Genomic DNA, 9,432 nt, shown 5'->3' on the forward strand with positions numbered 1-9,432 from the left:
CGCTGGAAGCTTAGACCATGTCCTTGAGGGCCTTCAAGGGGCGGATCTTGACGACCGTGCGGGCCGGCTTGGCCTTGAAGGTGGTCGGTTCCTTGGTGAAGGGGTTGATGCCCTTGCGCGCCGGGACGGCGGGCATGCGCTTGGCGACGATCTTCGCCAGGCCGGGCACCGCGAACACGCCCGGGCCCGTCTTCTTGAGGTTCTTGCCGATGAGGTTGCTCAGCTCATCGAAAATCGCCTTCACGTCCTTGCGGGCCACGCCCGTCTTGTCACTGAGGTGCTTGAACACTTCGCCCTTGGTCGGGGCCTTCTTTGCCGCTGCGCTGGTCTTGGCCATAGCATGCTCCATTGCTCTAAATAGCAGAGACTTTTTTCGCTTCGCCATCCAATAGCGAAGCTTCCGCGAGTCTTATACCCACAAACTTCCCGGAAAAAAAGGGGGTTTGAACCCAAAATGCAAAAATTTTTCGGGAAAAAGGCGACTTTCCGCCTTCACGACCCGCCCAATCGGCTCTCCGTCCCCAGCCAGACACGCCACAGATTCCCCCGGTGACGCACCACGATCAGCAAACCCAACAGGCACGCCACCGTCACAAACGGCCAAGTCTGCGCCTCCGTCCAACCCATGCAACGACTCGCCACCACCAAATACACCGGCAACAAGATGGCCGCCATCACACTCGCCAACCCCACATACCGAAACACCCCCGCGAACAAAAGCCACGTCGCCAACGCCCCCAGACCCCCGATCGTCATGTACGGCCAGATCCCCATCACCGCACCGAACCCCGTCGCCACACCCTTGCCCCCCCGGAACTTGAGCCACACCGGAAACACGTGACCCAACACCGTCGCCCCCGCCACGCCCATCCACCGCCCCGCCTCCTGCATCGTTAAATCACCCTTGCCCATCACCCCGAACCACAACCCCGCCGCCATCACCGGCCCGGCACCCTTGAGCATGTCCAGCACGAAACAGATCAGCCCCCACTTCCTCCCCAGCACACGACCGCAGTTCGTCGCCCCGATGTTCTTGGACCCGTGCTGACGGATGTCCACGCCCCGGCTCAGCCCAATGAGCAACCCGAACGGAATCGTCCCGCACAAATACCCCAACCCGATCGCGATCCACCAAGCCGTATCGTTCATCCCCGCATTTTACCGTTTCGCGATCCCCCCGTTGAGTGCCGCCTTCCCGTTTAGCGGCGGGGCATCGCCCCGCGCTTCCCCCCCCGACGCTCCACTCACTCCCCAACCAAAAAATCCACCAACACCCCCTTATGATCCGTCGGCCAATCCCGCTCGGGCATCACAAACGCATCCTCCCCCTCCGAGGCCATCACCTTGTCCCGAACCCAGTACGTCACCGGCCCAACCAGCCACGCGCTCTTCACCCGCAGCCCCACCTTGTTGAAATACACATAGTCCACCCGATCCCGCTCGTCCGCCAAAGGGGTCCAGGTCGTCTTCTTCCCGCTACAAACCGTCGAGGGCCAGGTCATCCCCGGATGCGTCGCCGGATTCGGATACATCACGCGCCATGCATCGCCGAACCCCGCCTCCGCGAGCATCCGACTGCAATCCCACGGCACGACAAGCCCGTGATGATCGAAAAGGTCGCGCGTCCCCTCCGTCCAGTCCAGGTGCGACGCCTCATTGAAATCCCCCATCAGCAGCACCGGCTGATCCGTCAGCTTGTTCGCCTTGAGGTATGCGAGAAACGCCCCGATGCTTTCCCGCCGTTTGGATTTGCGATCTTCGCTCAGCACATGCGCCGCATCCTTCGCCGCGTCCGGTTGCCCATCGCCGTCCGCATCGATGAGCTTGAACGAATTGGCCCCGTATCCCCGCGGCTCGTACGCCCCGTAGTGACGGTAATCCAGATGCGCGCTGCACACGAAAAGCATCCTGCCCCCCGGAAGTTCAAGCCGATACCCCGCCATGCTTCCGTTGTCCGTCGCCAGATGCGTGTCCACCAGTGCGCTGGCCTTAAGCGGCAGGCGCGTGATCAACCCCGCATCCGTCTGCGGCACGTACTGCCCGAAATACGTCTTGCCCTTCGCCGCCAGCGCTTCGACGAGGCGCTGGTGCAGATCGGTCTTTTTGTAATTGCGCACTTCGCTCAGCGCGACGATGTCCGCATCGGACGCGTCGATGATGTCCGCAAGCTTGTCGAACCCGCCCGGCACCTGCGTCCCTTCCTGCCAGATATTCAATTGCATCACGCGCAGCGTCCCCGGCGATTTTGCCGGCAGTTCCGCCGCCCCGCCCAAGCAAACGGCGCTCGCCGCACCGATCATCAACAATATCAAACAGCGCATCCAGGTTGACATGAATGAAACCTCAATCCATTCGCGACGCATCGATCCGGCGGGTCATCAACATTAGGTTCAACACCGCGCATGCGGCAAGTACGCATCCATCACGCGCGACAATTCAAAAAAACATCAAAATTTCAGCCCAATTCACCCCTTTTTTCAAATTTCCTCTGTTAATCAACCCCCGATCCCGCTAAGCTGACGTGTTCGCGTTGTGCGTTCTGTTCGTGCGTTCATCGCGGCGGTCGTTCGGAACCGCGGCCCGAGGCGCTGCCGATCCGTGCGTCATACGGAGCCACACGCACGATGAAAGCACCCGCCGGTTTTCGACGTTTCATCAGCCGTACCCGAAGTGCGCCCGTGCATCTGCTCGTCGCCTGCTTCCCCAAATCCGGCTCGACCTACCTCACCACCCTCCTCCAGCTCGCCACCGGATTCGCCCGCACGCGCCTCGTCCAATGCTACGGGCACAACGAGCAGAACTTCGACCGACACGAAATGTCCCGCAAACTCCCCGGCCGCGACACTGTCACCCAACAGCACGTCAAAGGCACCGACAACAACCTCGACCTCATCGAGCAGTTCGACCTCAAACCCATCGTCCTCGTCCGCAATCTCTACGATGTCGTCGTCTCCCTGCTCGACCACATCGAACAGCGCCGCGACGACGGCCCCGCCTCGCCCGTCTGCTATATCCACCAGAACTTCGACGCCATGACCCGCGCCCAACGCACCGACTACATCATCCGCATGGCTCTCCCCTGGTACTTTCAGTTCCTGATCTCCTGGCACGAAGCGTCCGCGCGACTCGACGCCTGCTGGCTCACCTACGAGGAACTCTTCGCCGACCAGCACGCCGCCCTGTCGCGCATCAGCGACTTCGCCCAGCTCGACCTCGCCCCCGACCGCATCGACCGCGCCATCGAAGAAGCCCGCGGCAAAGCCACCCGCTTCAACCGAGGCATCACCGGCCGCGGCCGCGCCCTCGCCGACGACCACCACTCCCAAATCCAAACCCTCGCCCACGCCTGCCGCGTCGACCCCCAACTTCTCCACCGCATCGGCATCGAACTCTGACGCCCGAAGCGACGGAATCGCCTTTGATAAATTTAGGTGAAATCCCGGAAAAACCATTGACGCCCGCAGCGACATCTTCTAAAAGCAACTTCTGATTCGAAGTTCTCCGTACCGAAGGGATGGTCAGTGATGGTGGATTTCCGGGCGAGGCATTTTTTTGCTGCCGTCGTTTTGATGTTGATCACGCACGCTGCGGCCAGCGCACAACTTCTCGATCTTCGCACGCTGTCGGTGGAGCAGTCCGCATGGGACGGCTTTGACGCGGGTTTCGCCCCGACATGGATCGGCGATACACAGACGATCTTTCCCTCCGACTGGAACGGCGGCGGCGGCACCGCGAACAACCCCGGTGGGTCGGGCTCGGATTCCGGGGGCTTTGTAGTAGACTTCACCGGGGGCGGTCCCTCTGACCCGTCCATCGTCAAACCGAAGATTTACCACCAGCACATCGACAGCGTCCTACTCATCGATCAACTGCAATGGTCGGTCGCCAGTGCGCGGGCGGAGGCGGCGGATCACGTGGCGGACTCGATCAATGCTTCGGCCGACCCCGGTGAACTGAGCCAATTCGCGCAGATCGTGCTGGGCGAAGGCCCCGCCGTCAATCCGTATCTGCCCAGTCAGTATGCCGTCGCGCTGAGTGAAGCGGTGGCGCACCTGACCGCCAGCACCACCGACAGCCGCTTCGCCGCATCGGGCAAAGTCGGCGTCTATTTGAGCGCCAACGCGCAATCGGCGGGCGGAGCGCCGCCGGCCGGGACGCCGCCGATCTCTGACGATCCGTCCGTGACGTCGCAGGTCAAACCCTTCGGCCTGCCGCCGCTGTTGGATACATTGGTGCTTCCCCCCGCAAGCAGCGCCCATAGCTCGGCGAGTGTGGTGAGCCAGGCAATGTTCGATCTCAAGACGGTGACGCAGTTCGATCTGACGACGACGATCGCCAAGGCCGGGGCGATGGGGCTCGATGTGGCGATCTATCAGGAAGGCAACGCCGACGCCCTGATGATCTGGAATTCGCGTGACGCGAAGGAAATCGATCTTCACACCTATGGCGTCCTCGATGCGGGTCGATACCTGCTCCGCATCGAAGCTCGCGCCGACGCCGATGCCGCCGCCGATGCGTCGGCGCTTCCGTCGTCCCCGATCACCCAAAACGTCAGCGACATCGCGGCGCAGACCGGTCAGTTCGATGTGCAGTTCGATCTGGGCGCGCTTCAATACTGGTACTACACGCTCGCAGAAGACGGCTCGGGCCCGCGCCTGCTGCCCGACAGTCTCATCACTGTGCAGGTCTACGATCCGAGCATGAATCGCTACATCGATGCGCAGATGACGCTCGCCGACGCGTACAGGGATCTGGAACCGACCGGCTGGTTCGACGTGGCGGGCGATCAGTGGATCGACTCCCCGCTGGAGGCGCTGCAGTTCGACCTGCCGACAGGCATCACCGAAGCGCAGTTCCTGGCCCAGACGCAGCGCCTGCTCTCCCTCACTCCCGTCCCCGAACCAACCGCCGCCCTGATCTTCGCCGCCCCCCTCGCCCTGCTCCGCCGCCGGCGTCGCCCCGGCCTGTAGCTACGGGTTCGGCTCCGCGCGACTTCGTTTTGACCGTCGCCTCTCAGGAGTACGCCCATCTCGATCATCCTTCGCGGCGTCTGCGTCTTGTACCTCGGGCAGGTGACGGCGATCCTTTGCTTCGCCGCCGCGGCGCTGACTTTTGTAAGCGTGGTCGGCGTGCCGGTCCGAAGCATCAAACTCGGCATCCTCCAGCTGGTTCGCTTCCGCGTGGCCGGGACGCCGACGCAGATCGGACTGCTGCCGCTGATATGCAGCGTCACGCTCGGGGATGGCGATCCTGAGTATCGTCTGGCTCCGCAATATCAGATCATGTTCATGCTCGCAGGCGTGATCGGGCTGACGCTCGCGGCGCTCCTGATCGGCCCTGCGGAGTTCGCGACGCATTTTGGGCAGGTCGCTGTGAATCTGTACGAGGGGGCCCTGAGCCCGCGTCACCGCGGCGCTCAGATCGTGCGTGCCGGCTGGGACATGCTGATCAATGCGCCGATCCCGACAACGATGGGATGGATCGCGATGGTGAATCTAGTCATCAATTGCCTGCCCATCCCACCGACGCCCGGCGGCTGCATTCTACTTGCCGTCTTTCAAGCGATGACAGGTCCTCACCGCAGGCCCGGCCCCTTCAGTCAACTGGCGCTCCTCGCCGGCCTGGTCTTCTGCATTGCACTGCTGATCCTTTGGACCATCGCGGTCGGATACGCAATGTTCGCTTCGGCAGTCTGACCGCGCCGACTCGCAACTCCTGAGCCGCATCGGCATCGAACTTTGACGCCATCCCCAACCAACCCCAAAGGGGTCGGCGATATAGAGCGGTTTCACAAATCAAATCGCGTTCCCAACGCGAGCCGCGACCGTGAGGGAGCGGTCAAGGAACGTGATTGGACGCGGGCTTGACCGCTTGCTGACGCGCGCGGCTCGTTAGGATGCGTGGCGACACATTTGTTGAAACCGCACTGGCCGAACCCTCCGGGTTCGATTCCCGCGTCACGCCCCATCCCTCGCCCCGGCGGGGCGGCGGAGTCCTTCGCCTTGCCGGGGCGAAAAGATCATGTACGAATCAACCCCACGGGTTCCGCTCCGCCCGGCTTGGCCGGGTGTCGCTGCACCCGTGGCGACATGCGGCCGCCCCTTCGGGGCGAAGCGGCGCAAGTCCAGACTGACTGGCTCATGACGCGTGATACGTTCGTGTTTTCAAGAGTGCGATCGTTAGGGCGCCATCTTGAGGCGGGTCGGGCAAGGGGCGGTACATGGGCTGATATCGACGGTAGGAAAAGTTCTCCAGGCAGGACGCAACGGTTTCGGGGATTTGCCATTCCGGGATGTCGTGGCTGTAGGTCATGACGAAGTCCAACATGCTTTGAATCTGCTCATCGTTCATGGTGTTGACGCGCAGTTCGATCGGCGGGTCGTTGCGCGGGTCGTAGTCGATGGGCTTGAAGCGATTGCGGAGTCGAAGATGCTTGATGAGTTCCGCGCGATCGAACACGGCTGAGCCGGCGGCATCAGTGACGTGCGGCATGCACAGCGCGACAATCTGATCGCACACCTTCACGACGAGATTCACAAGCACGCCGGGGACGGGCTCGCGCGTGTGAAGGTCGATGAATCGAACGCAGAGTCCTCGCGGGGGAATGCGCGCATCGATGAGCCCGCGAATCACCGGTTGCTGGTTCGCCACGGCCGCGATGTGTTCATGGAGCACCGCTGCGCACGTGTTCAGGCACGCAGTCAGTTCGCCGTGCGTCATCTCGGCGCGAGGGATCGTGTTGACCGCCGCGGCTCGGAACGGCGGACCGACGACGGCGATGCGAACCGTGTCATCGGGATCCATGCAGCGAGGTAGCGTGGGTCAAGCGAAGCGGACCCGCCACGATAGACGAATAGATGTTTAATTTTGCAGCCGCGCGTATGCATGTGGATCGTCCATTCATACCAAGCCCGCCTTGCATCAATTTCCCGACGCCCGAGCGATTCGACCGATGCCGTCGTCGCGATCGACGATGATCAAACACCGCACGATCATACGCCTCGCGTGGCGGGTCCGCTTCGCTTGACCCACCCTACCTCGCTTGTTCACTCAATGACTATCCTCATAATCATTGTACTGCTGGTCGGCTCGCTGATACGCCTCCCAAAATTCACGCTCAAATTGCGTGGTGGATAACAACTCGAACTTCGTAGAGTCAGTAATATCAAGTAATCTCACACCTTCTTGTATATGAGCACGTTCGATTTCTACACATCGCCAAGGCTCCTTGCCATCACCATCAGTAAATGCAAATATATAACTATGAACAATTGTTGTATTCAGGACAAAAACCTCCCCTTCATTTCGAATGCCAATCATTGGTCTCTGCAAGTCATCCACACTTTGTACCCCAACAGTACCATATCGAGGCAATTTACATCGGATCAACGGAACATCTATCGTTCCATCCACTTGACGGATGGCAATGACAAGGCGAATGCGATTGACTTCTGAATCATTATGGTCGTGATCCGCAGTCGCAACATTAATGCGGATCGCATCATGTTCTGGGTACACGGATACGGTTTTTTTCCCGGATGTGCTGGACGTTCGTTTCTTGTTACAGGAAACAGTGCCAAAAAGCATCAATATGATGCAGCAATACTTGACAAGGAGCGTAATGCTTTCGAGCTTAGGCCCCCTTATGTTTTCAATACCCATAGTCAGCGACCTCGGGAATCGGCACGCCTGCTCCCATAGCATTATGACGGATAAATTGTTCTGCCTTTATCGCCCCAACGATATCATTCTTTCGGGAATGTCCTACCGGATGGTCCCCAGCGAGGTAGTAGACCCTCCACTCTAAACCTGTGGGTACAGCCGATGGAGGATGATTCTCGCATCGGCGGTGGTCATGCGCCATTTGACGGTGCAGGCCTCGGCGTTGCGTTGGGTGTCCCATGCGGATAGTTCTTCACCGAGCCGGGCGACGCTGGCGATGCGGCGGTCCAGACACTGACGTTGCGCGACGCTCAGTTCGATCTCCGCCATGTTCAGCCAACTGCCGTGACGCGGCGTGTGATGCATTCGCAAGCGACGCGCCAGCCGGTGCGCCTCGGCGGCGGGGAACGCTTCGTACAGCGAGGCGATGCCATGCGTGTTGAGATTGTCGCACACCAGCTTCACGCATCGCGCATCGGGATAATCCTCATCGAGCAGACGACGCACTTCCTCCGCCCAGTCGATGCGGGTACGGCTGTCGCGCACACTACTGCGACGCCAACCTCGGATCGGATCGAAGAACAGGAAGATCGCCGCCGTGCCGCGTCTTTCATAGTGATAGTCTTCACGGACCGGCCTTCCAGGGGCCATCGCCAGCGGCTCGCGTTCATCATCCAGAAGCTGCTTGGCCGCCTCGTCCATGCAGATCAAAGGCTCGTCTTCGCTGTGCGTTTGGGTGTAGACGTCAAGGACTTCCTCCATCTGCGCGACGAACCGGGCCGCGTCACGCTCGGGGATGCACCAGCACTGCTTGCGCCACGGCTGTAGTTCGTTTTTTGAAGCGTCTTGCGCGCCGTCTCGGCGCAGATGTGCGTGACGATCCGACGCTTGATCAACTCGTCCGCCAAAAGCTTGAGCGTCCAACGCGTCCGTCCCGCCGGCGGAACGCCGCAGCAGATCGCCACCAGATGCGCTTCGCCCTTGCCATCGAGCTTCGGCGGCGTCGGCGGCGTCAGACGCACCTTGCGATGGATCGCCGGCGCCTCGCCTTCGAGGACGAAGCGTTTGCGCACGCGATCGACCGTGTTGACGTGCATGTGCAGCAGCCGCGCGACGACGCTGCGCGGAAGCCGACCTTCGGGCCGACGCCGATCGCTCAGCAGCAGCACCTGCGCGTGGCGAATCTTCTTCGCCGGCGCGTGCCCGTTGCGCGTGATCGCTTCGAGCCGTTGACGTTGTTCATTGGACAGTTCGACCGGATACTGATGCGGGGTGGAAATCGCCATGATCGGCCTCCTTGCCAGGTACTCCCATCATCGACCCGATCGAACACGCAGCTACAAAACCCATCGGATTAGCGTGGAGGGGCTAGTAGGGTGGGTCAAGCGAAGCGGACCCACCACGATAGACGAATAGATGTTTAATTTTGCAGCCGCGCGTATGCATGTGGATCGTCCATTCATACCAGGCCCGCCTTGCATCAATTTCCCGACGCCCGAGCGATTCGACCGATGCCGTCGTCGCGATCGACGATGATCAAACACCGCACGATCATACGCCTCGCGTGGCGGGTCCGCTTCGCTTGACCCACCCTACCTCGCTGAGCCGCATCGGCATCGAACTTTGACGCCATCCCCAACCAACCCCAAATGGGTCGGCGATATAGAGCGGTTTCACAAATCAAATCGCGTTCCCAACGCGAGCCGCGACCGTGAGGGAGCGGTCAAGGAACGTGATTGGACGCGGGCTTGACCGCTTGCTGACGCGCGC

The 9,432-nt window shown here is 61.0% G+C and carries 9 protein-coding genes; 3 read left to right on the forward strand and 6 right to left on the reverse strand.

All coding sequences use genetic code 11. From position 1 onward, the window contains the following. Positions 1-10: 10 nt before the first annotated feature. The 3 genes from GC162_06695 to GC162_06705 all read right to left on the reverse strand — a co-directional run bounded on the left by GC162_06695 (position 11) and on the right by GC162_06705 (position 2,363). Entirely contained in the window at positions 11-337 is a 327-nt protein-coding gene (locus tag GC162_06695; GenBank protein ID MBI1368326.1) for a DNA-binding protein, read from the reverse strand. A gap of 155 nt (positions 338-492) precedes the next feature. Next, a complete protein-coding gene (gene plsY / locus GC162_06700) occupies positions 493-1,149 on the reverse strand; it encodes a glycerol-3-phosphate 1-O-acyltransferase PlsY (protein ID MBI1368327.1) in 657 nt (218 codons plus the stop codon). 95 nt (positions 1,150-1,244) lie between these two features. Then, the gene (locus GC162_06705) at positions 1,245-2,363 is read right to left on the reverse strand and encodes an endonuclease/exonuclease/phosphatase family protein (protein ID MBI1368328.1); all 1,119 of its coding nucleotides are present in this window, start codon (positions 2,361-2,363) and stop codon (positions 1,245-1,247) included. A 261-nt stretch (positions 2,364-2,624) separates the two neighbouring features. Between GC162_06705 and GC162_06710 the strand changes: the two genes are divergently transcribed. From GC162_06710 to GC162_06720, 3 genes are all read left to right on the forward strand, one after another. Further along, positions 2,625-3,395 (forward strand): hypothetical protein, encoded by a 771-nt coding sequence (locus GC162_06710; protein MBI1368329.1) that lies wholly within the window; start codon positions 2,625-2,627, stop codon positions 3,393-3,395. Positions 3,396-3,569: 174 nt separating this feature from the next. Then, positions 3,570-4,970 carry a hypothetical protein gene (locus GC162_06715; protein ID MBI1368330.1) on the forward strand — a complete coding sequence of 467 codons (1,401 nt, stop codon included), beginning with the start codon at positions 3,570-3,572 and terminating at the stop codon, positions 4,968-4,970. Between the two features lie 87 nt (positions 4,971-5,057). After that, positions 5,058-5,696 (forward strand): hypothetical protein, encoded by a 639-nt coding sequence (locus GC162_06720; protein MBI1368331.1) that lies wholly within the window; start codon positions 5,058-5,060, stop codon positions 5,694-5,696. Positions 5,697-6,138: 442 nt separating this feature from the next. Here the strand turns inward: GC162_06720 and GC162_06725 are convergent, their stop codons facing one another. The 3 genes from GC162_06725 to GC162_06735 all read right to left on the reverse strand — a co-directional run bounded on the left by GC162_06725 (position 6,139) and on the right by GC162_06735 (position 8,948). Further along, complete coding sequence (locus GC162_06725) at positions 6,139-6,804, reverse strand: hypothetical protein (GenBank protein ID MBI1368332.1); 666 nt, start codon at positions 6,802-6,804, stop codon at positions 6,139-6,141. A gap of 246 nt (positions 6,805-7,050) precedes the next feature. Then, positions 7,051-7,662 (reverse strand): hypothetical protein, encoded by a 612-nt coding sequence (locus GC162_06730; GenBank protein MBI1368333.1) that lies wholly within the window; start codon positions 7,660-7,662, stop codon positions 7,051-7,053. Between the two features lie 141 nt (positions 7,663-7,803). Next, positions 7,804-8,948, reverse strand: a protein-coding gene (locus tag GC162_06735; GenBank protein ID MBI1368334.1) for an IS630 family transposase whose coding sequence is annotated in 2 segments (ribosomal slippage) — positions 7,804-8,501 and positions 8,501-8,948 — 1,146 coding nt in all. Because the reading frame shifts where the segments join, the coding sequence is not laid out codon by codon here. Positions 8,949-9,432 lie beyond the last annotated feature (484 nt).

It is taken from the genome of Planctomycetota bacterium, from assembly GCA_016125255.1.
GTDB lineage: Bacteria > Planctomycetota > Phycisphaerae > Phycisphaerales > Zrk34 > RI-421.

Coding starts and splice junctions, on each gene's coding strand:
- GC162_06715 (MBI1368330.1), top strand. CDS start 3,570: ATGTTGATCACGCACGCTGCGGCCAGCGCACAACTTCTCGATCTTCGC.
- GC162_06725 (MBI1368332.1), bottom strand. CDS start 6,804: ATGGATCCCGATGACACGGTTCGCATCGCCGTCGTCGGTCCGCCGTTC.
- GC162_06730 (MBI1368333.1), bottom strand. CDS start 7,662: ATGGGTATTGAAAACATAAGGGGGCCTAAGCTCGAAAGCATTACGCTC.
- GC162_06695 (MBI1368326.1), bottom strand. CDS start 337: ATGGCCAAGACCAGCGCAGCGGCAAAGAAGGCCCCGACCAAGGGCGAA.
- plsY (MBI1368327.1), bottom strand. CDS start 1,149: ATGAACGATACGGCTTGGTGGATCGCGATCGGGTTGGGGTATTTGTGC.
- GC162_06705 (MBI1368328.1), bottom strand. CDS start 2,363: ATGCGTCGCGAATGGATTGAGGTTTCATTCATGTCAACCTGGATGCGC.
- GC162_06710 (MBI1368329.1), top strand. CDS start 2,625: ATGAAAGCACCCGCCGGTTTTCGACGTTTCATCAGCCGTACCCGAAGT.